This window comes from Nocardia sp. CA-107356 (assembly GCF_050946365.1).
GTDB lineage: Bacteria > Actinomycetota > Actinomycetes > Mycobacteriales > Mycobacteriaceae > Nocardia.
Genome location: NZ_CP191992.1, coordinates 8,899,577 through 8,925,326 on the forward strand (window position 1 = coordinate 8,899,577; position 25,750 = coordinate 8,925,326).

Below are 25,750 nucleotides of genomic sequence, written 5' to 3' on the forward strand. Positions count from 1 at the left end.
CACGCTAGGCGTGCATAGTTGGGGTCGACAGGCATACGGTGTTGACAACGTGTTTGCTGGTCAGCCGACGTCGGAGGGACCGAGATGGAGCCAGGCGCGATGCTGCGCGCCGCACGTGAGGCGGCGGGGGTGGGACTGCGCGAAATCGCTCGGCGGACCCACTACAGCGCGTCCTATCTGTCGCTGATCGAGTCCGGCAAACGTGCTGTGCCCGCCGATGTCGCAACTGCCTACGAGTCCGCGTTGGGCGAATCGGCAGACGGCGAGCGGGCTGGCGTGGAATGGATTCGACGAGTGGCCGCGTCGGATATCGGCGGTGACACTCTCGACCATCTGGAGTTGGCTGTCGACGATCTGGCATCGGCGTACTCGACTACCCCGCCTGATGAGCTTCTGGCCGGTATCCGACAGCATCTCGGTTACGCTGCGCGGTTGATGGACGCCAAGAAGACGTTGGTCCAGCACCGCCGTCTACTGGTCGCAGCCGGTTGGCTGTCGCTGCTGGCGGGCACTTGCCACATCGATCTGGGAGAGCTAGCGGCAGCAGCAGCACGGCTGCGGGCGGCCCGCGATATCGCCGACGAAGCGAACCACCCGGAGATTTCGGCGTGGTGCCTGGAAACACGCGCCTGGCAACAGCTCATCAATGGCAAGTTCGCCGTAGCCGCTGAACTGTCGCGCGCGGCGCAGAATATCGCCCCGGTGGACAGTTCGGCCTACATCCAAGCGACCGCCCAGGAGGGCCGTGCGTTGTCGCGACTCGGGGACAGCCAGGGCACATACTGGGCGCTGCGCAAGGTCGCCAGGCTGGTATCCGGAATGCGGGTCCCCGATCGACCCGAGCACCATTTCCGCTATGACCCCGCGAAGTCCGATGCCTACGTAGCCACGACGTTGTCATGGATCGGTGATCCCGCCGCCGAAGCGTATGCGCGGAATGTCCTAGCCGATCTCGCGGGCGCTGCATCTGTTCGGCCGCGCCGAATCGCCACGGCGAACATAGATCTGGGCTTGGCCCTGGTAGCGGCCGACAAGCCGGACGAGGCGGCAGACGTCACGCTCACGGCTGTGACCTCCGGCCGACTGGTCCCGTCGAACTATTGGAGGGTCGCCGAGGTGGTCTCGGGAATCGAAGGCCGAGACGCACCGGATGCGACGACCGTCCGCGAAGCATTCCGCGACACCTACTCGGCGAAGTCGAGCGCGTCGTGACCGACCGCGCATCCCGGATATGAACACCTCACGGCCGCGACGCCGCTGGTCAACAATAGTTTCCAGGGTGCCGACAGTGTGCCGGGACAGGCAGATGCAGGCTGGACACCGCGGTACCGGATGGACACGAAAATGTCTCTGACCTGGACGAGATGGACCGATCGCTACCACTTGGACCGAATTCGGAACATACTGGTATATCCGCTGGTCATCGCATGAGAACCGCAGTTGTGTGTCAACGGAAGCGGAGGGTAAAGCATGACGATTCTGCTCCAGGTACTCGAGCAGAGCTTCACGCCGACTACGCCATGGGAACGGCGCAAATTCACCTTCGTCAATGCCGACAAAATCGTCGGCATGCGACTCGACGGGCAGTCCGGCGTCTGGCTGGACCTGTCGCGTCCTGGTGAATCACAGCGCCTGGCCCGAACCCTGGACCCGCGTGATGCGGTCACGTTCCTGCTCAATACCTTCGCGAAGATCGCCGAGTGCGAGGAACGCGGCGGCTCTTGGCTGATCGGGCACGACGGCGCGCATCACGAGTCCATCTCGGCCACCAGATTCCCGCCACGGACGAGTGAAGTCGCCAACGACGAACTGTTGGCTCGTGCCTGGTTGTGAGCCCTGACCGGCTCCACTTGCTGACAGCGCGCCAGCCGGGTCCTACGAATGTCGGTGCATGCGGGTACATCTGACACCGTGCGTGCCGACATTCGACGATGGTTGCGTGCCCTGCTCGCGGTGGCGTTGCTCGCCTTGCCCGCATGCGCCGACCTGGGCATCGAACCGGTCGCGCCCACACCGGGCAGCCCGAGCCGGGTCCAGCTCGAACAGTTGCTCGCCTCGGTGCGGGTCGTTGCCACACGGGGACATCCCGGTGGCTATGAGCGCGGATGTAAGGACGGGCAGGGGTGCGTATTCGGCCCGTCCTGGACCGACGACTATGACGGACCCGGTGCGCACGACGGCTGCGGTACCCGCGACAACGTGCTGAGCAAGCAGCTGACCGGGGTGAGTTTTCGGCCCGGCACCAATGACTGTGTGGTCATCGCGGGCACACTCGACGATCCGTACACCGGTAACCGGATCACGTTCACCAAGGCCGATGCGGGCGACATCCACATCGACCATATCTATCCGCTGGCCGCGGCCTGGGATATGGGTGCGGTGTACTGGCCGCGCGAGCGCCGGGTGCGGTTCGCCAACGATATCGATGTGAACCTGCTGGCCACCGCCGCGAGCGCCAACCGAGCCAAAGGTGACAGCACACCGTCGGAATGGCTCCCGCCCGTCCGTGCGCACCATTGCTTCTATGCGGGCAGGTACCTGACCGTTGCGGTCCAGTACGACCTGCCGGTCACCGCCGCGGATAGCGCCGCGCTGAACGATATTGTCCGCGGCTGTCCGTGATTCGCACCTTCCGATAGGCGCGGTGTCGGCCGCGTACCCGGCAGATGACGGCGGTGCCCACCGTCCGCACGGCATCCGGCGCGGTCGAAGCTACGTCTCGGGAGGGTGCACTTCAGCGCACAGCGCCGCGTGGCACGGACGTGCGCGTCTACGTCCGGCACTCACGCCCCTCGGAACTCACGCGCCGGTGGCGACCGGGCGCTTCGGGTCGTTCGACCACTGCGACCACGAACCCGGGTACAGGGCCGCCTCGATGCCGGCGGCGGCGAGCGCGGCGACCTGGTGAGCCGCGGTTACGCCGGACCCGCAGTAGACCGCGACCGGTCCGGAACCGAAGGCCGTGAACCGATCCCGCAACATGTCGACCGCACGGAATCGGCCGTCGACATCGAGGTTTTCCGCGGTCGGTGCGCTGATCGCGCCCGGAATATGTCCGGCCTGGGGATCAACGGGCTCCACCTCGCCGCGATAGCGTTCGCCAGCCCGCGCGTCCAGCAGTACGCCCGACCATTTCGCGGCCGCATCGGCATCGATGACCGGCATCTGCCCCGGGTTCACCTCGACATCACCGAGTTCGGGATCGGGCTCCGCGCCGGTGGCGATCTCACCGCCCGTGCTGGTCCAGGCAGGTAGGCCGCCGTCGAGAATCCGCACATCCGCGATCCCGGCCCAGCGCAGCAGCCACCAGGCCCTGGCCGCAGCCATACCGCCGGTCGCGTCGTAGACGACCACCGGATCGCCGGTCCGCACACCCCAGCTGCGCGCGCACTTCTCCAACTGCGTCGGATCGGGCAGCGGATGCCGCCCGCGCGCCGGTGACGGTGGTGCGGCCAGTTCGGTTTCCAGGTCGACGAAGACCGCGCCCGGTATGTGCCCTTCCAGATAATGCTGTGGGCCGTCCGGATCGCCCAGCGCCCAGCGCACATCGAGTAGACGAACCCGCTTGTCCGCCAATACTTCCCGAAGTTCATCCGTCGAGATCAGTACCGCGCTCAACAAAGCTCCCTGTTCTGAATCCGTACCCTACGAGCACCGACGTTCCCCACCCTACGCATTCACGAGCACATGTCAGCGCGCTTTGAAAGGTACCGGCGGGTAGACAACACCTGCTTCGGGTCAGCCGCACCTCCGCTGTACGGGCGTGTGCCCGAGCAATTCAGTCCAGTTTCCAGCGACTGGCTGTGACAACTGGACTGACGACCGGGGAGGATCCCAGAGATGTCCAGGCTTTCCCCGGCGCTCGCCGAAACGTCGCCAGCAGCATCGGCTCCTCCGAAAGCGCGGCTCACGCAGCCGGTCGCGGCCGGTGTCATTACGGCTTTGGTCGGGTTCACCAGCGCGTTCGCGGTGGTGCTCAGCGGTCTGACCGCGGTCGGGGCCACCTCGGCACAGGCGGCATCGGGACTGTTGGTGCTCTGCGTGACCCCAGCCATCGGCATGATGCTGCTGAGTTACCGGTATCGGCTGCCGATCACACTGGCCTGGTCGACACCGGGCGCAGCGCTGCTCGCCAGCACGGGCGCGGTGGCCGGTGGCTGGGCGGCGGCGGTCGGCGCATTCGCGATCACCGGCGTGTTGATCGTGATCACCGGACTCTGGCAGCGGCTCGGCAATCTGGTCGCCGCGATTCCGGTGGAGATCGCCCAGGCCATGCTCGCCGGAGTGCTACTACCGCTGTGTCTCGCGCCGGTGAAGGCCGTGCAGACCAGTCCGGCGGTGGTGGTCCCGGTGATCCTGGTGTGGCTGGCGCTGCAGCGATTCGCCAAACGCTGGGCAGTGATCGCGGCCTTCGTCACCGCCGCGATCGGAGCGGGTATCAGCATCGCGGTGCAGCACAAACATCTCGACTTCGCCGCGATGACACCCTCGCTCGAATTGACTGTGCCGCATTGGAGTTGGCAGGCGATGATCGGCATCACCATCCCGCTGTACATCGTCACCATGGCCTCGCAGAACATTCCGGGCACCGCCGTGATGAAGTCCTTCGGTTACCAGGTGCCCTGGCGCGCTTCGATGACCGTCACCGGCATCGGCACCATCCTCGGCGCACCCGCGGGCGGCCACGCCATCAACCTGGCCGCGATCAGCGCCGCACTCTCGGCCGCTCCGGCCGCGCACCCGGATCCGAAGCGGCGCTGGATCGCGGCCTGTACCGCGGGCGCCACGTATCTGATCCTCGCCCTCGGCTCGGCCGCGCTCGTCACGCTGATCGCCACCGCCCCCAGGGGCACCCTGGAAACCGTTGCGGGGCTTGCCCTCCTGGCCACCCTCGCCGCAGCTCTGGCCGGTGCCCTGAAATCCGAACAGCACCGTGAGGCGGGCGTCGTCACCTTCCTGATCGCCGCCTCCGGAGTCGGGTTCCTCGGTATCGGGGCGGCCTTCTGGGCCCTGGTCGCGGGTCTGATCGTGCGCCAGGTTCTTGCGCACCGCCGAGACTGACGTCTTTCGCCCTGTGTTCTCATGGGAGCGATCTCTGACAGCTGAGCGTGTGGAGGCGGACCGGATATGCACGACCAAGTCACCGTAATCTGGGCGCGCGAGGACATTCCCGCTGGTCCGAGCATATTTCTCGCGGGTCCGACGCCACGCGACGCCGAAACGCCGTCTTGGCGGCCCGAAGCGATCGAGCTGATCGAAGCCACCTGGCGCGGCCCCGGACCCCTACTGGTCCTGGCTCCGGAATCGGCGGGCGGACTGCGGGAATCGGACTACGACGACCAAGTCGATTGGGAGGTCGCCGGATTGGAGAGCGCGAGCGCGATTCTGTTCTGGATCCCCCGAGACGTCCAGCGGCTACCGGGGTTCACGACCAATGTCGAATTCGGTTTGTACGCGAACTCGGGTCGCGCCGTCCTGGGTTGTCCGCCGGACTGCCCGAACCCGGAGCGCAATCGGTACCTGATCCACACGGCGCATCGCTTCGGGCTCCCAGTAGTCGAAACGCTCTCGGACACAGTCACTTCGGCCATCGCGCTGGTGCGAGCGGCTCCAGCCTGAGTCCGCTACATGCGGCTCAGCAATGTCAACGGATCCTCGAGCAACCCGGCGACAGTCGCGAGGAAGCGGGCGGCGAGTTCACCGTCGATCATCCGGTGGTCGAAGCTGATACCGAGGGTGGTGACCGAGCGAAGAGCGAGCTCATCGCGAAATACCCACGGGCGCTTGCGGATCGATCCGAGGCACAGGATGGCCGCCTCGCCGGGGTTGACCAGCGGGACACCGGTATCGACGCCGAAGACGCCGACATTGGTGATGGTGAAGGTGCCGCCGCGCAGATCCGTTGTCGTCGCTCTGCCGGAACGGGCGGTCTCGGCCAGCCAGCCGATTTCGCGGCACAGGTCGCGCAGGCTCGAGGCCTGAGCTTCCTTGAGATTGGGCACCATCAGGCCACGTTCGGTGGCCACCGCGATGCCGAGGTTCACATAGTGCTTGGTGACGATCTCTTGATTCGCCTCGTCCCAGAACGCGTTGATACCGGGATACTCCGCGAGCGCGGCCAACACGGACTTCGCGACCAGGGCCAGCGGTGTCAGCGTCAGGCCCTGGAAGGATTTGGTGGTGCGCAGGTGATCGAGCAGTTCGATGGACGCGGTGAAGTCGATGGTGACGAAGGTGCTGGCCTGCGGGATGGTGCGGGCACTGATCACCATGGCGGCCGCGGTGCGTTTGCGGATCCCGGTGACCGGCGTGCGTACCTCGCGGGCGGCGGGCCGGATGATCCCCGCGTTCGGATCGGTGACCGAGGGCGGCGCCGATAGCGCCTGGTCGCCGGAGCGGGTCGGCACGGCACGCGGCTGCGACACCGGGACCGCGTTGCGCACGTCCTCGACCGTCACCGCGCCATCGGGGCCCGAACCCGCGACGTACCAGAGGTCGATCCCGAGTTCCTTGGCCAGTTTGCGCGCCGCCGGAGTGGCCGCGGCCCTGCTCATCCCCGATGTACTGCTCGCCCCGGGCTTCGCCGTGGTGGTCTGCGAATCATCCTGCGATGCAGGAGATTCCGCTGGTGCCGACCGTCGCCGCCGAGACACCGTCTCCCCTTCGGGTCCATACCCGACCAGTACGGCGGTCCGCCCATTCGCGCCTTCCTGCGCGACCTCCAGGTCATTGCGCACCCGGATCAGCGGCGCACCCACCGCGATCGTCTGGCCGGGTTCGGCGAGCAATTCGACCACGATGCCCGAGAACGGCGACGGCAGCGACACCACCGCCTTGGCCGTCTCCACCTCGGCAATCGTCTGATTCAGCTGCACCGTATCGCCGACACCCACCGACCACGACACCAACTCCGCGTCGGTGAGTCCCTCGCCGAGATCCGGTAGCCGGAATTCCAGGACATGACCCTGATCTTCGGCGGGGGCATGATCTTCCACTGGGGCACCTCTCAGTGAGCGGTAGTCAGGCGGCGAGCGAGCGATCGACCGCGGCGAGGATGCGGTCGGCATCGGGCAGGTGGTGCTTTTCGAGCTTAGCCGGGGGGTAGGGGATGTCGAACCCACCGACGCGCAGCACCGGAGCTTCCAGGTAGTAGAAGCAGCGTTCGGTGATCCGTGCGGCGATCTCGGCACCCAGTCCGGCGAAGACCGGCGCCTCGTGCGTCACGATCAGCCTGCCGGTCTTGGCCACCGATGCCGCGATGGTGTCGAAATCAATCGGCGAGAGGCTGCGCAGATCGATCACCTCGAGCGAATGCCCTTCCTCGGCAGCGACTTTCGCGGCGGTGATGGCGGAAGCGACGGTGCCGCCATACGCGACGACGGTGGCGTCATCACCGTTGACACAGACGCGCGCCCGGTCCAGCGGCAGTCCCTCGGCGTCGAAATCGACCTCGGCCTTATCCCAGTAGCGGCGCTTGGGTTCGAAGAAGATCACCGGATCGTCGAGCGCGATCGCCTGGCGGATCATGGAATACCCGTCGGCGGGATTGCTCGGCGTCACCACCCGCAGTCCGGCAGTGTGTGCGAAATAGGCCTCCGGCGACTCGGAGTGATGCTCCACCGAACCGATCCCACCACCGAACGGAATGCGAATCGTGATGGGCACGACCACCTTTCCCTGCGTCCGATAGTGGATCTTGGCGACGTGCGAGACGATCTGGTCGAAGGCCGGATAGACGAAGCCGTCGAATTGGATCTCGCAGACCGGCCGGTAGCCACGCAGTGCCATACCGAAAGCCGTTCCGACAATGCCGGATTCGGCCAGCGGCGTATCGATGACGCGATTGTTCCCGAAATCCTTCTGCAGGGTGTCGGTCACTCGGAACACGCCGCCCAGGCGACCGATATCCTCACCCATCAGCACGACCTTCGGGTCGTCGTCCATGGCCCGTCGCAGCCCGGCATTGAGGGCGGCGGCGAAGGTCGTGATCATGTGGGTACTCCTTCCGGTCGCGCGGTGGCCTCGCCGGGATCACCGGCCAGGTAGGCCGCGTATTCGCTCCGCTCCTGGGTGATGAGCGGATGCGGGGTGGCATAGACGTGATCGAACAGCTGTGTCGGTGCCGGATCCGGCATGTCGATGGTCGCGGTGCGCACCTGGTGCGCGACTTCGTCCGCGCGCGCACCGACCTGTCGCTCGAATGCCGCATCCCACAGCGTCTCTCGTTCCAGTAGCTTGCGCATCCGCTCGATCGGGTCGCGGCGGGCCCACTCCTCGGTCTCCGCGGCGGAGCGGTAGCGCGTCGGGTCGTCGGCAGTGGTGTGCGGGCCCATCCGATAGGTGAGTGCCTCGATGAACGAGGGGCCGCCACCGGCCCTGGCCCGCGCGGCGGCCTGTCGGGTCACCGCGAGGACGGCGAGTACATCGTTGCCGTCGACCTGGAGGCCCGGAATCCCATACCCATAGGCGCGCCGTGCGATTGGGGTCGCGCTCTGAATCCGGACCGGTGAACTGATCGCCCAATGGTTGTTCTGACAGAAGAACACCACCGGCACGCTCCAACTCGCGGCGAAGCCGAGCGCCTCGGCGAGATCGCCCTGACTCGACGCACCGTCGCCGAAGTAGGCGATGGTCGCGATCTCCGCACCGTCGAGGTTGGCGGCGTAGGCGTAACCGGTCGCGTGCAGCCCCTGCGAACCGACGATGATGTTCGGGTTGGTCATATTGACCGCGCCGGGCTCCCAGCAGGAATGTGCGACCCCGCGCCACATCCGGGTGAGTTCGGTGGGATGGACGCCGCGACAGTAGGCGACGGCGTGTTCGCGGTAGCTGCAGAAGACGTAGTCATCGGGGCGCAGGGCGTACGCCGAGCCGACCTGGGCGGCCTCCTGTCCGATCATCGGCGCCCACAGTCCGAGCTGGCCCTGACGTTGCAGCGCGGTTGCCTCGGTGTCGATCCGACGGGTCACGACCAGGTCCAGGTACAGCGCGCGCAACTGTTCCGGCCCGATATCCGCGATCAGGGCGGCGTGTTCTCGATCGAATACGCGGCGGCCGTCGGGTTGTACCAACTGAACCGGATACTCGGATTTACTCGTCATTCGGGATCGCCTCCTGACTGCGAACGCAGGGCTGGTGTGCCCCATATCACATAGCATCCACGAGCAGGCGAAATGCGCAAGTGACCGACACGTGAGTAAGCAGAATGCCCAAATCTGGCCGGCTAAACGATGTCATACTGCGTTGTATGACCAGTAGAGAACCCGCCGACGTGACCCTGGACGCCACCGACGCGCGGCTGTTGCTGGAGCTGGTCGCCAACCCACGCGCGACGGGCGTCGAGCTGGCGACCCGGCTCGGGCTGTCCCGCAATACCGTGCAGGCGCGACTGTCGCGCTGGGAGGCGAGCGGGGTGCTCGCCAGCTTCGAACGTCGAGTGCAACCGCAGGCGCTGGGCTACCCGCTGGCGGCTTTTGTCGCCGTCGTCGTCGATCAGCATCGACTGGATTCGGTGGTCGGCGAACTCGCCCGGGTGCCGGAGGTGACCGAAGTGTGCGGCATGACCGGGCTGACCGACCTCACCGTACGGGTGGTGGCGCAGGATGCGGACGATCTGTACCGGATCGCCGGGCAGATATTGAAGATTCCCGGGGTGGAACGCACCAATATGGCGTTGGTGATGCAGCAATTCGTCGGGCCGCGCACGGCTCCACTGCTGGATCGGCTGGCCGGATCCACTGATCGTTCGCTACGGACTTGATCGGACGAATACCCTTGCCCTCGAGTGCAATCGAGGTCTCAGGATAGTGATATACCCGGTAGTGGATTCACTGTGATCGACACGATCGAACTGCCAGCCGACCGTGTCGATGAATTCATCGGGCAGTGGCGTGAGCGGGCGGAATCGCCGGTAAGGCCACGGGGTTCCGGGATGCACGGTTGCTTCGCGCGCTCGAGCCTGGGCCCATTCCGCTTGTGCTGGTTGCACATTGAGATAGCGCCGAGGCCAGGATGCGGCGCGCGCCGACTCCGGATTCCAGGGGTCGGTACGAGATAGTCGGCGAGTTGCCAGACTCCAAGACCCGCAAGACCTTCCGCACCGGAAGGTCCGACAGCGCCGGGCTCACGCCGCCGTACCGGGAACCTGGAATGAAGTCACCAATGGAGTGGCCGTTAGCTGGGGCTCTGGTGCCTCGGCGAGATAGAGCGCAACCGCTTCACGGAGATTGTCCAGAGCCTCCTCGATCGTCTGGCCCTGACTGGCTACATCGACCTCGAGACACTGCGCGACATACCAGTCCTCTTCCTGGTGCACCGCAGCCGTCAATACTCGCTGATCAGCCATGGAACTAGTGTCCCACAATATCTTCTGCCCCCGCATAGTCCAGCGCTGCTCAATCAGTGACCAGGGTGGTTGCGGCGGTGCGGATGATTTCGGGGATTTCTACCGGCTTGCGGGTTTCGTTGTCGACATAGACGTGGACGAAGGTGCCGGTGGCGGCGAGTTCCAGGGCGTCGCCGTCCTCGCGGAAGATGGCGAGGTCGTAGGTGATACTGGAGCGGCCGAGGCGGGAAATGCGCAGGCCCACCTTCAGTTGGTCGGGGAAGCTGAGCGAGCCGTGGTACTGGCAGGAGGTCTGGGCGACCACGCCGAGTGCGGGCAGCTCGCGGATATCCGTGCCGGTGGCGTGCATCAGCCAGGCATTGACCGCGGTGTCGAAGTACGAGTAGTACGTCACGTTGTTCACGTGGCCGTAGTGGTCGTTATCGGCCCAGCGGGTCGGCACCGGCCACAGGACTGGATACTGCTGTGTCACCCGGCCGACGATAGCTCAGCCGGGGTCGTGCCCTGCCGGTGGTCGCGCGGACTCACGCCGAAGTGGCGTTTGAACGCCGTACTGAGGGCGAACGCGCTGCCGTAGCCGACCTGGCGGGCAATGGATTCGATGGTGGCGTCGGATTCCTGCAGCAGGTCTGCGGCCAGCGCCAGGCGCCATTCGGTGAGAAACGACATCGGCGGCTCGCCGACCAGATCGGTGAAGCGGCGGGCCAGCGCGGCTCGAGAAACACCGACCGCATCCGCCAGGCTGGCGACCGTCCAGCCGTGTGCCGGATTGTGCTGCAGCAGGCGCAGGGCCTTGCCGACCAGCGGATCGCTGTAGGCGTGATACCAGGCGGGCGCGTCATTGCGGGCGAACCAAGCGCGCAGGGCCGCGATCAGCACCATATCGAGCAGCCGGTCCAGCACGACGCCCTGTGCGGGCTCGTCCTTGGTGGCCTCGTCGACCAGGATGTCGAGCAGCCGGGTATCGAAATCGCCGCGCTGCAGCACGATTACCGGCGGCAGCGCGCGCAGCAGCCGCTGACTGGCCGCACCAGCGGACTCATAGGTGCCGGTCACCATCAGCGTGGCACCGTTCGCATCGGTCCCCCACTGACGTACGCCCAGACTCAGTGTCTCGCAGAGGATTTCACCATCGACCGTCTTGGTGACATTGCCGGGGTCGATGAATATCTGTGGTTCGGTGGCCGGATCGTCGGCGACGGTATACGGATCGGGACCGCGGAAGATCGCGATATCGCCCGCATTCAGCTGCCGGGGCTTGCTGCCCGCCGCATCGGTCATGATCCAGGCCGTACCGCGGATCATCGAAACCACCGTCAACGGCGCTCGGTCCTGGATGCGCAGCGACCACGGCGGGTCGAGCAGTGAACACATGACGAACGCACCTCGGGCGCGTGGACCTTCGAGCAGACTGGCGAGCGCATCCACACGTCAACAGTAGACGCTGGCGCATGATCGTGAGCCGCTGAACCATGTTTCGTCGCAGCCAGCGCCGATGTACTGAAGACATGACAAACAGCACCTCGCACCAGCGTCTCACCCTCGTCACCGGCGGCACGGGCAAGACCGGCGCCCGCATCGCGGCGCGGCTGCAGCAGGCCGGTCATCGGGTCCGCATCGGGTCCCGCGCCGCCGAGATCCCGTTCGACTGGGCCGATCGCAGTACGTGGACACCGGCGCTGTTCGGTGTCGATGCGGTGTACATCGCGTACCAGCCGGATCTGGCGGTGCCCGGCGCACCCGAGACCATCCGCGCGTTCATCAACGCGGCCAAGGTCAACTCTGTGCGCAAGCTCGTCCTGCTCTCCGGCCGTGGTGAGCCGGAGGCCGTGGCGTGCGAGCGGATTGTGCAGGACTCGGGTTTGGACTGGACCATCGTGCGCTGCAGTTTCTTCGCACAGAACTTCAGCGAGGGCGCCTTCCTGGAGTACATCCTCGCGGGTGAGGTGGCGCTGCCCAATGGTGATGTGCCGGAACCGTTCGTACACGCCGACGATATCGCCGATATCGCCGTCGCCGCGCTGACCCGGGACGAGCACAGCGGCGAACTCTATGAACTGACCGGCCCCAGGTCGTTGACATTCGCCGAGGCGGTAGCCGAAATCGCCGCCGCGACCGGACGGGAGATCGCATTCATCCCGATCTCCCGCACCGATTTCGTCGCGGCGCTGACCGAATACCAGGTTCCCGCCGATGTAGTAAGCCTGCTCGACTACCTGTTCGGCACCGTATTGGACGGGAGAAATTCCGAGACCACGGACGGCGTACGGCGCGCGCTGCGGCGGGAACCGAAAGATTTCCGGGATTACGCGAAGGCGACGGCGACCGCTGGAATCTGGAACATCCAGGGCGAGTAGCGGGTTGAAAGATGCAGAGACCACCGCGCGGACGCCGATCTCAATGACGAGGTCCGCGGCGCCGGTTATCGAGCCGATGACGTCCCGGACCGGCTCCCCGCGCGGTCACCCGATCCGCGAGGAGGTCGCGTGCCCGAACGGACCATCGAATAACACCGGTTCGGCATGCGGATCGCGAACCACCCCGGCCGATCAATCGGTACCGTCGAATCGGTGGCAACCACGACGATCGATCCGCAGACCCGGATAGCGCGCGCCGCGGTATTCGTGGTGTTCGCACTGAACGGTTTTCTGCTGGCCATGTGGGTCGTACACATTCCGGCCATCACCGACCGGACCGGCATCGCGCATTCCACGCTCGGCATGTTCATCCTGATGCTGGCCGGTGCCGGCATTATCGGCATGCGCATCGCGGGGCCACTCGCGGACAGATTCGGCAGCCGCACCGTAGTCGGGGCCGCCGCGGCGATCACCGCGGTGGCCGTACTCGGACCCGGGCTCGCTACCGGGCCGGTCACCCTGGCGATCGCCTTGGCCTGCTTCGGTTTCGGCAACGGCGCGCTGGACGTCTCGATGAATACCCAAGCGGTGCACGTCGAGCGGGCGTATCACCGGCCGATCATGTCGGCGTTCCATGCATTGTTCTCCGGTGGTGGCTTCTTCGGCTCAGTATTGGGCGCGGCTGCCCAGCGCGCGGGGTGGGATGTGCGGCTGACGTTATCGCTTGCGGCGGTGGCCGGGTTGCTGGTGACCGCCGCACTGGTGCCGCGGCTGCTCGGCGACACGCAATCGGCTGAACCGAATCCGGATGCGGTGACCCGAGATCAGCCGGGCGTCGGCCCGCAGAGTCGCATTCCGGAGGGACACCGACAGGACCGCCCACCGCATGACCCGGACGGCGGATCCGAAATGCCCACCCATACAACCGCCACGCACGATATCGAAGCAGCCGGGTCACCCAACCGCTCCCGAAAAGTCTTGGCGCTGGCCGCAATCGCGTTCGCGCTCTTGCTGACCGAGGGCGTCGCCGCCGATTGGAGCGCCCTGCAGGTACGCGACCACCTCGATGTCGACGATGCCACCGCCGCACTGGCATTCGGCGCCTTCTCCGGCACCATGACCGCGGGCCGCTTCGCCGCCGACCGGGTGGCCGGGGCCTTCGGCCGCGTCGCCGTCGTCCGCTACGGCACGGTGATCGCCGCCTGCGGACTCGTGCTGATCATGGCGTCGGGGTGGGTGCCGCTGACCCTGCTCGGGTGGGCCCTGTGCGGACTCGGCGTCTCCGGCGGCATCCCGCAAATCTTCACCGCCGCAGGCAATCTCGGGTCCAATACGGCGGCGACCGATATGTCCCGAGTCTTCGGCCTCGGCTACCTCGGCCTACTCGCCGGCCCTTCCATCATCGGCTGGATCACCACCATCGTCCCCCTCACCACCGCCATGGTCGTCCCACTCATTGCCGTCATAATCTGTTGCCGCTACGCCGATGTGGTTGCCCCACAACAGAAATAGCGGCTAGGTGACGAGCGTCAACTCGACAAGGGGGACCTCGTCGATGCTCGTTCCGATTGCCTCCTCGATCATTCCGGCGAGTTCTCGGTAAGCCTTCGGATGGCGAATCCGGTAGTCCGCGAGCACCGCTCGACATTCGTCCTGGTCCAACATGCGTGCCATCGCCGGCGCTCGGTTACGCCACCCGACGCTCACGCGGCAATGGGGTTCGACAGCGAGATTGCGATACCACTGCGAGCCGCGGCCGAATCCCGAAGCGATGACGAACGTATCGGGCTTCGGATGGGAAACGACTTCCAGGACCGCATAGCGCGGCAGCCCGGACTTACGTCCGATGTGCTCCAACAACAGAATTCGTCCGCCGAAAAGGAACCCGAGCCGCGCGCGGATCAGTCCAATCGGCGCCCGCACGAACCACCGAGTCCGCAGTAGTCTCGCACCCAGGTTCGTCATACTTCAACCCTAGCCAATGGCCGCAATCCTGCGGTCGGCTCTGCTCCGAGATCTATCGGACAGCGGCTCGCAGTATGCGCACCCCCGGTCTCCGTTCGGCGCATTTTCGGTCGAAGCGCCGTGCGAACCCGGCGCGGCGCCCCAGCCGCATCGGTAGGTTCGGGGGATGTTCGACAACAACAGGCTCGAGCGCAGGATCGATCATCTCGAACGCAAGCTCGACATGATCATCAAGCACCTCGGTCTTCCCGATCGCGATCCGGCGTCGTCCGAGGACGAAATCGACGCACTCATTCGGCAGGGCAAAAAGATCCACGCCATCAAGCTCTATCGCGACCTCAATCCCGGCAGCAGTCTGAAGGCGGCCAAGAACGCGGTCGAAGCGCGCGAACGGCAGTTGGGATGAGGATGGCGCACTGAGGCGAATAGCGAACGACCCTCTGTCCGTATCGAACAGAGGGCCGTTGCTTTGGGATTACCGCGCTGCAGCGAGTTAGAGCGCCTTCAGTTCCTCGGTGACCGCGCCGACCGACTTCTTCGCGTCGCCGAAGAGCATCGAGGTGTGGTCGGCGTAGAAGAGGGGGTTGTCGATGCCGGCGAAGCCGGAGTTCATCGAACGCTTGAGCACGATGACGCTCTTGGCCTGGTCGACGTTGAGCACGGGCATACCGTAGATCGGCGAGGAGGAGTCCTCGCGGGCGGCGGGGTTGGTGACGTCGTTGGCGCCGATGACCAAAGCAACGTCGGTGCGGGAGAATTCGCCGTTGATGTCGTCCATTTCCTTGAGCGCGTCGTAGGACACCTCGGCCTCGGCGAGCAGGACGTTCATGTGGCCGGGCATACGTCCGGCGACGGGATGGATGGCGTATTTGACCTCGACACCCTTGGCCTCCAACAAGGACGCCATCTCCTTGACCGCGTGCTGGGCCTGGGCCACGGCCATACCGTAACCGGGCACCACGATGACCTGGTTGGCATAGGCCATCTGGATTGCCGCGTCGGCGGCGGAGGTGGCCTTGGCTTGTTTGGCCTCACCACCGGAGGCGCTGGGAGCGGTGCCGCCGCCACCGAATCCACCGGCGACGATGGCGGGGATGGAGCGGTTCATGGCCTTGGCCATCAGGTTGGTCAGGATGGTGCCGGACGCGCCGACGATCATGCCCGCCACGATCATGGCGGTGTTGTTCAACGCGAGACCCGCCGCGGCAGCCGACAGACCGGTGAGTGCGTTCAACAACGAGATGACGACCGGCATGTCCGCACCGCCGATGGGCAGCACGACCGCCAGGCCCAGGACACCGGCGAGCACGAGCACCGCGATCATCCAGTACTGGGGCACACCGTCATTCGTGGCGCCGATACCGATCACCACGGCTGCGGCGATCGCGCCGAGCAGGAGCAGCAGATTCAGCGGCTGCTGGAGTTTGCCGAGACCGATCGGACGTCCGGGCAGGATTTCTTGGAGTTTGCCGAAGGCGATCAGCGAGCCCCAGAACGACACCGAACCGATGATCGCCGCGAACAAAGACCCGATCACGATGTGCACGGTCGGTTCTTCGTCGAAGTGCGAGAAGCCTTGGGAGTTGATGAATTCCGACCACGCGATCAACGCGACGGTGCCACCACCGACACCGTTGAACGCGGCCACCAACTGCGGCATCGCGGTCATCTTCGTATATTTCGCGGGCGGCACACCCAACACGACACCGACCACGAGTCCGGCCACGATCAGAATCCAGTTGGAGGTGTGGCGGATCGAAATCAGCGTCGCCACAACAGCGATCACCATGCCCGCCGCGGCGATCAGGTTGCCGCGTACCGCGGTCTTCGGGCCGGTCAAGCCCATCAGGCCGTAGATGAACATGCCGAAAGCGATGATGTAGAGGCCGTTGACCAGGTAGGTCACATTGTCGAAGGTATGCATCACGCTGCTCCCTCTGATCGCTCCGCTGCGGCAGCCTTCACCGCTGCGGCCTTCTTACCCTTGAACATGCCCAGCATCCGGTCGGTGACCACGAAACCACCGATCACGTTCAAGGTTCCGAATACGACCGCGACGAACAAGATGATCTGGGTCAGGATCGAGGGATCCTCCACATTGCCCAGGGTGACCAGCGCACCCAGCACGACGATGCCGTGAATGGCGTTGGTACCCGACATCAGTGGCGTATGCAAAGTGTTCGGGACTTTGGAGATGACGGCGAACCCGACGAACCCGGACAACACCAGGATCGCGATATTGGCTAGCAGTTCGGTGTACATCAGGCATCCACCTCACGAGTGACACAGGAGTCCGCGAGCACCTGATCGGAGAAGTCGGGGGCCAGTTTCCCGTCGACCAACATCAACTCCAACAGTGCCGCAATGTTTTTCGAGTACAACTCCGAGGCGTGCTCGGGCATGGTCGCGGGCAGGTTCAGCGGCGAGGCGATCGTCACCTCGTGCTTGACCACGGTCTCACCCGGTTCGGTCAGCTCGCAGTTACCACCGGTTTCACCGGCCAGGTCCACGATCACACTGCCCGGCTTCATACCCTCCACCGCCGCAGCGGTCACCAACCTGGGTGCGGGACGCCCGGGCACCAGCGCGGTGGTGATCACCACGTCGAAGCCCTTGATCGCATCCTCCAAAGCCTGCTGCTGCATCGCTTTCTCTTCGTCGGTGAGCTCGCGGGCGTACCCGCCCTCACCGGCGGCGTCGATACCCAGATCCAGCCACTGCGCACCCACCGACCGCACCTGATCGGCCACCTCGGGACGCACGTCATAGCCGGTGGTCCGGCTACCGAGACGCTTCGCGGTCGCCAGCGCCTGCAAACCGGCCACACCCACACCGAGCACGAGCACGGTCGCGGGCTTCACCGTGCCCGCGGCGGTGGTGAGCATCGGGAAGAATCGCGTCGATTCCGACGCGGCCAGCAGCACGGCCTTGTACCCGGCGACATTGGCTTGCGAGGACAGTGCGTCCATCACCTGGGCACGCGAAATCCGCGGAATCGCCTCGACGGCAAAGGCCTGCACCCCGGCCGACTTCAACGCCGGAATCTGGTTCTCGGCATTGCGGGGAGCGAGGAAGCCGATCAAGGTCTGCCCGCTGGACAGCTTCGCCACCTCGGCGTCACTCGGCGCAGCCACCTTCACGACCACATCGGCCGACCACGGATCACCGATGGTCGCGCCCGCTTCCACATAGGCCGTGTCCGGAATAAGCGCACCGAGCCCGGCACCCGCTTCGACCACCACGTCCACACCCTGCTTCAACAGGCTCGGGATGATCTTCGGCACCAAAGCGACACGCCGCTCGCCCGCGTTTGACTCGCGAACGACTCCGACACGCGCTCCGCGCGGCGATTGGTCGCCTACGCTCTGCGTTGTCTCCACTTGTCAGACTTCCTTCTCTGGCTGAGCTTCAAGCAACCGGTCGACGGCCGGACGATGTTACTACGGAGTAAGTTCGTCCAAATCCTCGCAACTGTACCCGGCTCGCGGTGAGCGTAGCTGAGATGGCCGTCACAAGTTGACGTGCAAATCCTCCGTTATGTCGGATTCGCGATATCGGGACGGACATGGCGGGCACCTCCGGCACATGCGGTTGATCAGGGCTTTATCGGTTTTGATGGTTGTCGTCGCAGGTAACGGCCACAAGAGCGAACGTAGAGGTCCATTACCAACCCTCGGGTTCGAATCCCGGTCAGTGCGTCGCAATATCTCGAGTAGTGATGTGCATCATGCCCGAGTCTGTTGCCGATGCGTCGTACGCCGTATGGTCGGCGATGTGAACGACTGCGTCTTCTGCCGCATCGGGGCGGGCGAGGCCCCGGCGACGAAGGTCTACGAGGACGACACGCTGTGCGCCTTCCTGGACATTCGCCCCATCGCCCGCGGCCACACCCTGGTCATTCCGAAACAGCACGCCACCCAATTGGAAGACCTGGACGCCGACCTGGGCGCTCATATCTTCCGGGCTGGACACCGGCTGGCACTGGCCGTCCGCCGCAGCGACCTGGCCGCCGACGGCGCGAACCTCGTACTCAACGACGGCACCGCCGCCTTCCAGACCGTCTCGCACGTTCACCTGCACGTGATCCCGCGCCGACACGGCGACAAACTCAGCTTCGCCGCCGGACTGCTGCTGCGACGCCCGCACGACCCGCAATCCACCGCGGCCGCCATTCGAGCCGGGATAACCGCGCTGGACAACGCTGACGAAACAACCGCCGAGCACGAACAACGCTGGGCTGGTCGACAAGATGAGGAAGGACCACGAGGATGACCGCCCCGTCCCTGCACCGGACCGAGCTGAGCAGCCTGCTGTCGGAACAATGGGATGCGATCGCCGCCCTGGTCGCCGATTTGGATGAACAGCGTTGGCAGACACCGTCTCCGCTGCCGGGCTGGTCGTTGTTCGACGTGGTCGCCCATCTCGTCGGCACCGAATCGTGGCTGCTCGGTGAGCGCCCGCCCGCGCACGATCCGATTCGACCCAAGACCGATGTCACCACGCTGCCGCATGTGCGCAACGAAACCGGTGTGCTCAACGAGATCTGGGTCGATCGGCTGCGACCGCTATCGGGTAAGCGGCTACTGGCGTTGTATCGCGATGTCATCGAACGCAGGCGCGAGGCGCTGGCCAGCCTCAGTGACGCCGAATGGGACGCCGAGACCGTATCGCCGATCGGCAAGGTCAGCTACGGCCGGTTCATGCAGGTACGGCTGTTCGACTGCTGGATGCACGAACTCGATATCGCCGATGGGCTCGGTGTATCCGTCGACGAGGGCGGACCACGCGCCGAGCGGGCGTTCGCCGAACTCACCGGCGCGCTCGGCCGAGCAGTGGCCAAGGGTGCCCAGGCACCGGATGGATCCCGGATCACCTTCGAACTGACCGGCCCGCTGGCGAGGACACTGCACGTCGCGGTGGACGGCCGGGCCAATATCGTCGAAACCCTGGATGCGCCCGCCACCGTGGCGATCAGCATGGACTCCGGCCTGTTCGCCCGGCTGCGCGGCGGACGCACCACGGCGGATGCGCACGCGGGCGAGTTCACCATCTCCGGTGACGAAGAACTCGGCAACCGCCTGGTCCGCAATCTGGCCTTCACCATCTGAGCCTCAGTGCGACTGTTCCTGTCCAGTTACCGATTCGGCGCGCACTACGACCGGCTCGCCGCACTCGTCGGCGAGCCGGGGCGAGTCGCGGTGATCCCCAACGCATGTGACGCCTGGCCTACCGCGTGGGCGAGCGCGGTCACCAGCGATGTGACCCCGTTGCGCAGGCTCGGCTACTCCCCGGAGGTGCTGGACCTGCGCGATTTCGTCGGGCGCGCAACCGATTTGGAGCTGGCCATGGCCGAATACCCACTGGTGTGGGTGCGCGGCGGCAATACCTTCGTACTGCGCGCCCAATTCGCCCGCAGCGGAGCCGATTTCGTCCTGCCGAAACTGCTCGCCGCCGACGCACTGGTGTACGCCGGGTACAGCGCTGGCGCCTGTCTGCTGACACCGGACCTGCACGGCCTGGAATCGACCGATGATCCCGCCGAGGTCGCACCCGCCTGCGGCATCGAACCACGGTGGGACGGACTGGGTTTGGTAGACCATCGGATCGTGCCGCACCTGGACTCGCCGACCGACCCGGACGGCGCCTCGCCGCTACTGGCCGCCCGCTATCGGGCCGAAGGAATCCCGCATTGGGCACTCACCGACGATGCCGTCGTCGTGGTGGACGGCGACCGAACGGAGGTGCTGCGGTGATCAGTCCAGCGCTGTTATGACCGTCCAGAGGCGCTGTTCGAGATCGCGGGCACTGTCGTCGCGGTAGCCGTAGCCGTCCGGCCGCGGAACACCACCCAGCGCATCGCGCTGTACATATAGACGGCCTCGCAAGCCCCCGCGAGCAGGCGCGACAGGTGGTACTCCAGACCGAGCGCGGTCAGACCGCTGCCGACGCCGAGGATGAAGGCGAGGTAGTTGATCACGACGACCACCACATAGACCGCAGCTTGCCTGCCGACGGGTGCGTGCGAGTGGAAATTGAAGGTGCGGTTGAGCACGAAGCTCAGCCCGAACGCGCAGACGTAGGCGAGGGTGACCGCGAGCCACACCGGCAGCCCCCACCAGCCGTGCAGCGCTGTGAGCAGCGCCAAATCGACGCCGAAGGTGAATCCGTTGATCAGCGCGAAGCCGAGAAAGGTCGGCGCGACGAGCCGACTCAGCCCCCATGGCAAACGTGCGACCACAGCCGCACACCACCGGGAAAAGCCCTCCACCACGGAGTCCGCGCTCGTCACGCCGCCAGCATGCCACCGGCAAGTGACCACCAAGTGATCACCGGGCGAACCGCGACCGCTGGAACAAGATCAGCCGATTTGGGTAAGGGGTGAGCGGCGGTCCAGTGCGGACCAGGCGACAAGACAGCGGCGGCGGGTGACGTCGTCGACATCTTCCAGGAGTGCGGCCAGCAGCATGCGGGGGTCGCGGTGCCACTGGTCGGACAGGGTCGCGATGGCGGTCTTGCCGAACATGCCGGAGCGATCCAGTGCCGTGATCCATTCGGTGACGTCGCCCGCGTGGATGCGGCGCAGCGCGTCCGTATCAATGCCGCCGTCGACGAATTCGTAGGAGAACACCGCGGCGACCAGTTCGTGGTAGTCCGGCAACGCGACCTGCATGAGACCTCCCTCGGCGCGCCTGCGCACCTTGGACTCGGGCATCCCATCCGATACCGCGGGACGCCTTTGCCCGGAATTCTTATCGTCGAACCGGTCCGGCACCACTGGAACGCCCCACATCCCGCCGGTCTCCGCGTTGTAGCAACCTCCAGGGAGAACCGGGGCCGCGACTGTTACAGTCGACCGTCCACCCGGGCTTCGGTCATGTGCGCCCGCCCGCCGTATAGCGTGAGTCGTGTGGACCTGCATGATCTGATCTCCCGCCTGCCCGACGGTGCGGTGCTCACCGACTCCGACCTGCTGGCAGGCTATCGGCAGGACTGGGCACGTGACCCCGAGGCGGGCACGCCGCTGGCGGTGGTCCGTGCGACCGGTACCGATGATGTTGCGGCAACGTTGCGCTGGGCGCACGAACACCAGATCGCGGTGGTGCCGCGCGGGGCCGGATCCGGACTGTCCGGCGGTGCGACGGCCGTCGACGGCGGCATCGTGCTGAGCACCGAACGCATGCGCGCGATCACCGTCGACCCGGTCACCCGCACCGCGGTGGTACAGCCTGGCCTGCTCAACGCCGAGGTCAAACGCGCGGTCGCCGAGCACGGTCTGTGGTACCCGCCGGACCCGTCGTCGTTCGAGATGTGCTCGATCGGCGGTAATGCCGCCACCAACGCGGGCGGCCTGTGCTGTGTGAAGTACGGCGTCACAACCGATTACGTGCTCGGCATGGAGGTGGTGCTCGCCGACGGCACGGTGGTGCGGCTCGGCGGACCGCGTCTCAAGGATTCGGCGGGTCTGTCGCTGACCAAGCTGTTCGTCGGCAGCGAGGGCACGCTCGGGGTCATCACCGAACTCACCCTGCGACTGCTGCCCGCGCAACCACCGCAGTCCACCGTGGTCGCGACCTTCGCGACGCTGACCGCCGCCATCGAGGCCATCCTCGGCATCACCGGCACCCTGCGCCCCGCCATGCTCGAATTCATGGACGCGGTGGCGATCAATGCGGTCGAGGACGAAATGCGGATGGGTCTGGATCGCGAGGCGGCGGCGCTACTGGTCGCACGCTCGGACGCGCCGGGCGAATTCGCCAGGCACGAAGCCGAGGTCATGGTCGGCATCTGCGAAAAGGCCGGTGCCACCGAGGTTTTCCACACCGAGGATCCGGAGGAAGGCGAGGCCTTCACCGCCGCACGCCGCTTCGCCATCCCGGCGGTGGAGAAGATCGGGCCGCTACTGCTGGAGGATGTCGGCGTGCCGCTGCCGCGGCTGGCCGATCTGGTCACTGGGATCGCGGCCATCGGCGCCCGCAACGAGGTGCTGGTCTCGGTGATCGCGCACGCCGGGGACGGCAATACCCACCCGCTCATCGTGCACGACCCGGCCGACGCGGCGATGACCGAACGCGCGCACCGCGCCTTCGGCGAGATCATGGATCTGGCCATCGAACTCGGCGGCACGATCACCGGTGAACACGGGGTCGGCCGGTTGAAGAAGACGTGGCTGCCCGACCAGCTCGGCCCCGATGTGATGGCACTCACTCGGCGCATCAAGGATGCGCTCGACCCGCATGGCATTCTCAACCCAGGTGCGATCCTCTAGGAACATTCCCTGCCGCGAAGGAGTTTCACCCGATCATGACCACCAGGCTCGAGCACAATGTCGCCGATACCCGATTCGAGATATACCTCGACGACACCCTCGCCGGGTACGCCGATTACGCCGAACATGACGATCCCAAAGTCCGCGACTTCCACCACACCATGACCTTCCCGGAGTTCCGTGGCCGTGGCGTGGCCGCCCAGGTGGTCGAATACGCACTGAACGATTCCCGCACCGAGGGCTTCGCCATCGTCCCGACCTGCTGGTATGTCGAGAAGTACATTGCGGAGCACCGCGAATACGCGGATCTGGTCGCCTAGCCGTAGCGATCGCTTGCGGGTCGCACGAAAAGGTCAGCGCGCAGATAGTGGGCCGGGATCGGACCGATCACCACGAGGGCTGCGGGGCCGGTGAGTTGTTGTGCTCCTGGCCGACCTGGTGGTCGGCGATGATTCCGGTGATGTACGGACGCCGGGTTTCGGCATTCGGGATATACCCCGGTCCACTGTGGGTGCTGCTGAAGAAGATCAGGTCACCGTCGAAGACCGCCGGACGGTTGTCGGCGCTCAGGGGCGAACGGCTTCGAAACTATCTCGACGCGCGGGCCGTGCCCCGAGTTTTCGGCGGTATCGAGGGCATAAAAAGACCGGGCGTTCCGACGCTCGGAAAGGCTGTCGGAACACCCGGTCGGTAGGAATTGTCAGCCCCGCAGCAGCGCGCGCGACATGACGACGCGCTGGATCTGGTTGGTGCCCTCATAGATCTGGGTGATCTTGGCGTCACGCATCATCCGCTCCACCGGGAAGTCGGTGGTGTAGCCCGCGCCGCCGAAGAGTTGGACGGCGTTGGTGGTGACCTCCATGGCCACGTCCGAGGCGAAGCACTTGGCGGCGGCGGAGATGAAGCCGAGGTTCTTCTCGCCGCGTTCGGCGCGGGCGGCCGAGGTGTAGACCATGAGGCGGGCCGCCTCGATCTTCATCGCCATATCGGCGAGCATGAACTGGGTGTTCTGGAAGTCGGCGATCGCGGTGCCGAATTGCTTGCGGTCCTTGGTGTATGCGATCGCGGCGTCCAGCGCGCCCTGTGCGATGCCGACGGCCTGCGCGCCGATGGTCGGGCGGGTGTGGTCGAGGGTCTGCAGCGCGGTCTTGAAGCCGGTGCCCGGCTCGCCGACGATGCGGTCACCCGGCACCCGGCAGTTCTCGAAATACAGTTCGGCGGTGGGCGATCCCTTGATGCCGAGCTTGTGCTCGAGCGGGCCGACGACGAAGCCCTCGTCGTCCTTGTGCACCAGGAACGCCGAAATGCCGTTGGCGCCCTTCTCCGCATCGGTCACCGCCATCACGGTGTACCAGGAAGACTTGCCGCCATTGGTGATCCAGCACTTGGAGCCGTTGATGACCCAGTCGTCGCCGTCCTTCTTGGCACGGGTGCGCATACCGGCGGCGTCGGAGCCCGCCTCACGCTCGGACAGCGCGTAGGAGGCCATCTCACCGTTGACGATATCCGGCAACACCTTGTGCTTGAGGTCCTCGGAGCCGTTGAGGATCAGGCCCATGGTGCCGAGCTTGTTGACCGCGGGGATCAGCGAGGACGAACCGCAGACGCGGGCGACCTCTTCGATCACGATGCAGGTGGCGACCGAATCCGCGCCCTGGCCGCCGTAGGCCTCTGGCACGTGCACCGCATTGAAGCCCGCGGCGTTCAGCGCGGTGAGCGCCTCCTCCGGGAAGCGGGCGTTCCCGTCGACGTCCTTGGCGTACGGAGCGATTTCCTTCTCCGCCAGTCCGCGGATGGCCGCACGCAGTTCGTCGTGGAAGTCCTCGAGCTGAAAGAGATTGAAATCGGGGTTTCCCGCCATGGGACACACTCCTGGTTTGTCGGTCGTAATGGTGCTGGCGTCAATTTCCAGCACTCGGCACTCAGTGCCATCTTCATACGAAGTATGCCCAGGATAGTGCATAAAGTGCCGCTACAGCGTGGCACTGAGTGTCAGATTGTACATACTATGATTCCTGTCACAAACTACCGAGCTGCCGGGTCACCAGATCGGCGACCTGCCGCGGCGGCATATCCCTCGGGAACACCGCGACCACCAATTCCCCCGCACCCGGCCCGCGCCCGACGCCGCGCGGAATCGCCGCCAACTCCACCCGCAGATCCGCCGCCCCCGCATCCGATTCGCCACGCACCATGCGCCGCAACAGATAGTTGTGCGTGGCCGTCACCGCGGCCGTGAACTGCACCCGCGCCAGATCCGGGGCCTCGGGCAGCCGCTCGCGCAGATAGTCGGTGAACAGCCGCTCGTACCGGAACACGGTCACGATCTCGCGCTCGCGCAGCGCTGGCACGCGCCGCACCACCCGATACCGCCGCTCGGCGATCTCGCGCCACTGGGTGAACCGCTCGAATACCTGCACCACCGCGGCACAGACCGCCTCCCACGGATCCACGTGCGCCGCCGCCAAGAACTCCGCGACCTGCGCCAACTGCGATTCGTGGTCGGCGAAGATCACATCCTCCTTCGACCGGAACTGCCGAAAGAACGTCCGCCGGGAAATCCCCGCCGCCTCCGCGATCTCGTCCACGGTCGTCGCCTCATACCCCCGCTCGGCGAACAACCGCAGCGCTTGATCCACCACAGTCAGCCGAAACCGAGCAGTATCGTCCCCGTTCCGCGGCCGTGCACTCTCATCAGTCGCCACCCGATCACCGTACTGAGCGCCGACCATGACGAATCCGCATGGCCGAAATTGTGGTGTGCGCCGCGGCCGGATCTAGCGGGTCGCGGACCGCACGCAGCCTCATGTCGAGGGT

The 25,750-nt window shown here is 65.7% G+C and carries 30 protein-coding genes; 15 read left to right on the plus strand and 15 right to left on the minus strand.

The genetic code is table 11. From position 1 onward, the window contains the following. Nucleotides 1-84: 84 nt before the first annotated feature. The 3 genes from ACQP1G_RS40240 (at nucleotide 85) to ACQP1G_RS40250 (ending at nucleotide 2,622) form a co-directional block, all read left to right on the plus strand. Nucleotides 85-1,212 carry a helix-turn-helix domain-containing protein gene (locus ACQP1G_RS40240; protein ID WP_433195046.1) on the plus strand — a complete coding sequence of 376 codons (1,128 nt, stop codon included), beginning with the start codon at nucleotides 85-87 and terminating at the stop codon, nucleotides 1,210-1,212. 258 nt (nucleotides 1,213-1,470) lie between these two features. Continuing rightward, on the plus strand, nucleotides 1,471-1,833 hold the full coding sequence (locus tag ACQP1G_RS40245) for a hypothetical protein (protein ID WP_433195048.1): 363 nt from the start codon (nucleotides 1,471-1,473) through the stop codon (nucleotides 1,831-1,833). 78 nt (nucleotides 1,834-1,911) lie between these two features. Further along, nucleotides 1,912-2,622 carry an HNH endonuclease family protein gene (locus ACQP1G_RS40250; protein ID WP_433195050.1) on the plus strand — a complete coding sequence of 237 codons (711 nt, stop codon included), beginning with the start codon at nucleotides 1,912-1,914 and terminating at the stop codon, nucleotides 2,620-2,622. 177 nt (nucleotides 2,623-2,799) lie between these two features. Here the strand turns inward: ACQP1G_RS40250 and ACQP1G_RS40255 are convergent, their stop codons facing one another. After that, entirely contained in the window at nucleotides 2,800-3,606 is an 807-nt protein-coding gene (locus tag ACQP1G_RS40255; RefSeq protein WP_433209228.1) for a sulfurtransferase, read from the minus strand. 234 nt (nucleotides 3,607-3,840) lie between these two features. Between ACQP1G_RS40255 and ACQP1G_RS40260 the strand changes: the two genes are divergently transcribed. Then, nucleotides 3,841-5,061 carry a benzoate/H(+) symporter BenE family transporter gene (locus tag ACQP1G_RS40260; RefSeq protein WP_433195052.1) on the plus strand — a complete coding sequence of 407 codons (1,221 nt, stop codon included), beginning with the start codon at nucleotides 3,841-3,843 and terminating at the stop codon, nucleotides 5,059-5,061. A 66-nt stretch (nucleotides 5,062-5,127) separates the two neighbouring features. Beyond that, on the plus strand, nucleotides 5,128-5,619 hold the full coding sequence (locus tag ACQP1G_RS40265; RefSeq protein WP_433195054.1) for a nucleoside 2-deoxyribosyltransferase domain-containing protein: 492 nt from the start codon (nucleotides 5,128-5,130) through the stop codon (nucleotides 5,617-5,619). Between the two features lie 5 nt (nucleotides 5,620-5,624). Here ACQP1G_RS40265 and ACQP1G_RS40270 read toward each other — a convergent pair whose 3' ends face one another. From ACQP1G_RS40270 to pdhA, 3 genes are read right to left on the minus strand one after another with little or no spacing between them, the layout of a single operon-like run. Next, nucleotides 5,625-6,995 carry a dihydrolipoamide acetyltransferase family protein gene (locus tag ACQP1G_RS40270; protein WP_433195056.1) on the minus strand — a complete coding sequence of 457 codons (1,371 nt, stop codon included), beginning with the start codon at nucleotides 6,993-6,995 and terminating at the stop codon, nucleotides 5,625-5,627. Between the two features lie 25 nt (nucleotides 6,996-7,020). After that, entirely contained in the window at nucleotides 7,021-7,992 is a 972-nt protein-coding gene (locus ACQP1G_RS40275) for an alpha-ketoacid dehydrogenase subunit beta (RefSeq protein WP_433195058.1), read from the minus strand. Further along, nucleotides 7,989-9,101: a pyruvate dehydrogenase (acetyl-transferring) E1 component subunit alpha gene (pdhA, locus tag ACQP1G_RS40280; protein ID WP_433195060.1), complete on the minus strand. Its 1,113-nt coding sequence runs from the start codon at nucleotides 9,099-9,101 to the stop codon at nucleotides 7,989-7,991. Before pdhA ends, ACQP1G_RS40275 begins: the two co-directional genes overlap by 4 nt. A gap of 146 nt (nucleotides 9,102-9,247) precedes the next feature. On the opposite strand from pdhA, the gene ACQP1G_RS40285 reads away from it, so the two are divergent. After that, nucleotides 9,248-9,760 (plus strand): Lrp/AsnC family transcriptional regulator, encoded by a 513-nt coding sequence (locus ACQP1G_RS40285; RefSeq protein ID WP_433195062.1) that lies wholly within the window; start codon nucleotides 9,248-9,250, stop codon nucleotides 9,758-9,760. Between the two features lie 363 nt (nucleotides 9,761-10,123). On the opposite strand, the gene ACQP1G_RS40290 is transcribed toward ACQP1G_RS40285, so the two are convergent. From ACQP1G_RS40290 to ACQP1G_RS40300, 3 genes are read right to left on the minus strand one after another with little or no spacing between them, the layout of a single operon-like run. Next, complete coding sequence (locus tag ACQP1G_RS40290; RefSeq protein WP_433195064.1) at nucleotides 10,124-10,345, minus strand: type II toxin-antitoxin system HicB family antitoxin; 222 nt, start codon at nucleotides 10,343-10,345, stop codon at nucleotides 10,124-10,126. A 49-nt stretch (nucleotides 10,346-10,394) separates the two neighbouring features. After that, nucleotides 10,395-10,817: an acyl-CoA thioesterase gene (locus tag ACQP1G_RS40295; RefSeq protein WP_433195066.1), complete on the minus strand. Its 423-nt coding sequence runs from the start codon at nucleotides 10,815-10,817 to the stop codon at nucleotides 10,395-10,397. Continuing rightward, a complete protein-coding gene (locus ACQP1G_RS40300; protein ID WP_433195068.1) occupies nucleotides 10,814-11,773 on the minus strand; it encodes an AraC family transcriptional regulator in 960 nt (319 codons plus the stop codon). The genes ACQP1G_RS40295 and ACQP1G_RS40300 overlap by 4 nt, the downstream gene beginning before the upstream one ends. 80 nt (nucleotides 11,774-11,853) lie before the next feature. Between ACQP1G_RS40300 and ACQP1G_RS40305 the strand changes: the two genes are divergently transcribed. After that, entirely contained in the window at nucleotides 11,854-12,702 is an 849-nt protein-coding gene (locus ACQP1G_RS40305; RefSeq protein WP_433195070.1) for an SDR family oxidoreductase, read from the plus strand. A 228-nt stretch (nucleotides 12,703-12,930) separates the two neighbouring features. Further along, the gene (locus tag ACQP1G_RS40310) at nucleotides 12,931-14,214 is read left to right on the plus strand and encodes an MFS transporter (RefSeq protein WP_433209231.1); all 1,284 of its coding nucleotides are present in this window, start codon (nucleotides 12,931-12,933) and stop codon (nucleotides 14,212-14,214) included. A 3-nt stretch (nucleotides 14,215-14,217) separates the two neighbouring features. Here the strand turns inward: ACQP1G_RS40310 and ACQP1G_RS40315 are convergent, their stop codons facing one another. Beyond that, nucleotides 14,218-14,667, minus strand: coding sequence for a nitroreductase family deazaflavin-dependent oxidoreductase (locus ACQP1G_RS40315; protein ID WP_433195072.1), 450 nt, complete (start codon nucleotides 14,665-14,667; stop codon nucleotides 14,218-14,220). Nucleotides 14,668-14,833: 166 nt separating this feature from the next. On the opposite strand from ACQP1G_RS40315, the gene ACQP1G_RS40320 reads away from it, so the two are divergent. Further along, nucleotides 14,834-15,073 carry a hypothetical protein gene (locus tag ACQP1G_RS40320; RefSeq protein WP_433195074.1) on the plus strand — a complete coding sequence of 80 codons (240 nt, stop codon included), beginning with the start codon at nucleotides 14,834-14,836 and terminating at the stop codon, nucleotides 15,071-15,073. 87 nt (nucleotides 15,074-15,160) lie between these two features. Here the strand turns inward: ACQP1G_RS40320 and ACQP1G_RS40325 are convergent, their stop codons facing one another. The 3 genes from ACQP1G_RS40325 to ACQP1G_RS40335 are packed head-to-tail and all read right to left on the minus strand — an operon-like array spanning nucleotide 15,161 to nucleotide 18,047. Beyond that, entirely contained in the window at nucleotides 15,161-16,591 is a 1,431-nt protein-coding gene (locus ACQP1G_RS40325) for an NAD(P)(+) transhydrogenase (Re/Si-specific) subunit beta (protein ID WP_433195076.1), read from the minus strand. Beyond that, the gene (locus tag ACQP1G_RS40330) at nucleotides 16,591-16,929 is read right to left on the minus strand and encodes an NAD(P) transhydrogenase subunit alpha (RefSeq protein ID WP_433195078.1); all 339 of its coding nucleotides are present in this window, start codon (nucleotides 16,927-16,929) and stop codon (nucleotides 16,591-16,593) included. The genes ACQP1G_RS40325 and ACQP1G_RS40330 overlap by 1 nt, the downstream gene beginning before the upstream one ends. Further along, on the minus strand, nucleotides 16,929-18,047 hold the full coding sequence (locus tag ACQP1G_RS40335) for a Re/Si-specific NAD(P)(+) transhydrogenase subunit alpha (protein ID WP_433195080.1): 1,119 nt from the start codon (nucleotides 18,045-18,047) through the stop codon (nucleotides 16,929-16,931). Before ACQP1G_RS40335 ends, ACQP1G_RS40330 begins: the two co-directional genes overlap by 1 nt. 394 nt (nucleotides 18,048-18,441) lie before the next feature. Here ACQP1G_RS40335 and ACQP1G_RS40340 point away from each other — a divergent pair, with 394 nt between their 5' ends. From ACQP1G_RS40340 to ACQP1G_RS40350, 3 genes are read left to right on the plus strand one after another with little or no spacing between them, the layout of a single operon-like run. Further along, nucleotides 18,442-18,939, plus strand: a complete 498-nt coding sequence (locus ACQP1G_RS40340) for an HIT family protein (RefSeq protein WP_433195082.1) — start codon at nucleotides 18,442-18,444, stop codon at nucleotides 18,937-18,939. Then, entirely contained in the window at nucleotides 18,936-19,775 is an 840-nt protein-coding gene (locus ACQP1G_RS40345) for a maleylpyruvate isomerase family mycothiol-dependent enzyme (protein WP_433195084.1), read from the plus strand. Before ACQP1G_RS40340 ends, ACQP1G_RS40345 begins: the two co-directional genes overlap by 4 nt. A gap of 6 nt (nucleotides 19,776-19,781) precedes the next feature. Beyond that, the gene (locus ACQP1G_RS40350) at nucleotides 19,782-20,420 is read left to right on the plus strand and encodes a Type 1 glutamine amidotransferase-like domain-containing protein (RefSeq protein ID WP_433195086.1); all 639 of its coding nucleotides are present in this window, start codon (nucleotides 19,782-19,784) and stop codon (nucleotides 20,418-20,420) included. A 14-nt stretch (nucleotides 20,421-20,434) separates the two neighbouring features. On the opposite strand, the gene ACQP1G_RS40355 is transcribed toward ACQP1G_RS40350, so the two are convergent. Both ACQP1G_RS40355 and ACQP1G_RS40360 read right to left on the minus strand, forming a co-directional pair. After that, the gene (locus ACQP1G_RS40355) at nucleotides 20,435-20,956 is read right to left on the minus strand and encodes a GtrA family protein (protein ID WP_433195088.1); all 522 of its coding nucleotides are present in this window, start codon (nucleotides 20,954-20,956) and stop codon (nucleotides 20,435-20,437) included. A gap of 69 nt (nucleotides 20,957-21,025) precedes the next feature. Continuing rightward, the gene (locus tag ACQP1G_RS40360; protein ID WP_433195090.1) at nucleotides 21,026-21,457 is read right to left on the minus strand and encodes a hypothetical protein; all 432 of its coding nucleotides are present in this window, start codon (nucleotides 21,455-21,457) and stop codon (nucleotides 21,026-21,028) included. A gap of 84 nt (nucleotides 21,458-21,541) precedes the next feature. Between ACQP1G_RS40360 and ACQP1G_RS40365 the strand changes: the two genes are divergently transcribed. Genes ACQP1G_RS40365 through ACQP1G_RS40375 form a run of 3 tightly spaced genes read left to right on the plus strand, consistent with a single transcriptional unit; the run spans nucleotide 21,542 to nucleotide 23,627 of the window. Further along, nucleotides 21,542-22,933, plus strand: coding sequence for an FAD-binding oxidoreductase (locus ACQP1G_RS40365; protein ID WP_433195092.1), 1,392 nt, complete (start codon nucleotides 21,542-21,544; stop codon nucleotides 22,931-22,933). A gap of 35 nt (nucleotides 22,934-22,968) precedes the next feature. Next, nucleotides 22,969-23,253, plus strand: coding sequence for a GNAT family N-acetyltransferase (locus ACQP1G_RS40370; RefSeq protein ID WP_433195094.1), 285 nt, complete (start codon nucleotides 22,969-22,971; stop codon nucleotides 23,251-23,253). 47 nt (nucleotides 23,254-23,300) lie between these two features. Further along, on the plus strand, nucleotides 23,301-23,627 hold the full coding sequence (locus ACQP1G_RS40375) for a hypothetical protein (RefSeq protein ID WP_433195096.1): 327 nt from the start codon (nucleotides 23,301-23,303) through the stop codon (nucleotides 23,625-23,627). A gap of 6 nt (nucleotides 23,628-23,633) precedes the next feature. On the opposite strand, the gene ACQP1G_RS40380 is transcribed toward ACQP1G_RS40375, so the two are convergent. Next, nucleotides 23,634-24,794, minus strand: coding sequence for an acyl-CoA dehydrogenase (locus tag ACQP1G_RS40380; RefSeq protein WP_433195098.1), 1,161 nt, complete (start codon nucleotides 24,792-24,794; stop codon nucleotides 23,634-23,636). A 157-nt stretch (nucleotides 24,795-24,951) separates the two neighbouring features. Then, a complete protein-coding gene (locus ACQP1G_RS40385; RefSeq protein WP_433195100.1) occupies nucleotides 24,952-25,665 on the minus strand; it encodes a TetR family transcriptional regulator in 714 nt (237 codons plus the stop codon). Nucleotides 25,666-25,750: the final 85 nt, after the last annotated feature.